Below are 1,044 nucleotides of genomic sequence, written 5' to 3' on the forward strand. Positions count from 1 at the left end.
CTTGCCGGGCATGGCGCCGATGTAGGTGCGCCGATGGCCCTTGATCTCGGCTTCGTCGCGCATGCCGCCCAGGCTGAATCGGTAGAATTTGCGGTCCAGGGCATCGGCGACGGATTTACCGATGCTGGTCTTGCCCACACCCGGTGGGCCCACCAGCAGGATAATGGACCCTTTGACCTCGCCACGCAGGGCGCCCACGGCCAGAAATTCCACAATCCGGTCCTTCACATCATCCAGGCCGCTGTGGTGGGCTTCCAGGATCTCCCGGGCATGTTTCAGATCCAGGTTGTCGTCGCTGTATTGGCCCCAGGGTACGCTGGTGAGCCAGTCCAGATAGTTGCGCGTGACGCCATATTCCGGTGAGCCGGTTTCCAGCACTGACAGCTTCTGCAGCTCGTCTTCAAAACGTTTCTGTACGGATTCCGGCGGCGCCAAGGCGCTCATGCGTTCGCGGAATTCCTCCGCTTCGGCGGTCTTGTCATCCTTGCTCAGGCCCAGCTCCCGCTGGATGATCTTGAGCTGCTCGCGGAGGAAGAAGTCGCGCTGGTGCTGACTGACCTTCTCGTTGACCTCTTCGGAAATCTGGCTCTGCAGTCGGGCCACCTCCAGCTCTTTCTTGACCAGAGTGAGCACTTTTTCCATGCGCGGTTTCAACGGCACGGTTTCCAGAATGGCCTGCAGCTCCGCGCCGTTGGCGCTGGTTAGCGCTGCTGCGAAGTCAGTCAGCGGCGAGGGGTCGCTGGGGGAGAAATTCTGTAGATAGTGGCGCAGCCCTTCATTGTAGAGCGGATTCAGGGGCAGCAGTTCGCGGATGGTGTTGATAATGGCCATGCCGAAGGCGCGGATGGTTTCATCCGCCTCGACACGAGGTTCCGGATAGCTGACCTCAGCCATGAAGGGCCGCTTGCGGGTCAGCCAGTTTTCAATATGAAATCGCGTGGTGCCCTGAGCCACCATCTGGAACTGGTCGTTTTCTTCATTGAGGGCGTGAACCTTGACCAGGCAGCCGTATTCCGGGAAATCTTCCGGCGTCACCGAATCCGG

Annotated in this window: 1 protein-coding gene; it reads right to left on the reverse strand. The window is 59.9% G+C overall.

The genetic code is table 11. The features are described 5' to 3' along the window. The coding region (locus B3Q33_RS06935) for an LON peptidase substrate-binding domain-containing protein (protein WP_286827320.1) at positions 1-1,044 on the reverse strand (1,044 nt) is incomplete at both ends.

It is taken from the genome of Alcanivorax sp. UBA3183, assembly GCF_002364155.1.
Taxonomy (GTDB): domain Bacteria; phylum Pseudomonadota; class Gammaproteobacteria; order Pseudomonadales; family Alcanivoracaceae; genus Alcanivorax; species Alcanivorax jadensis.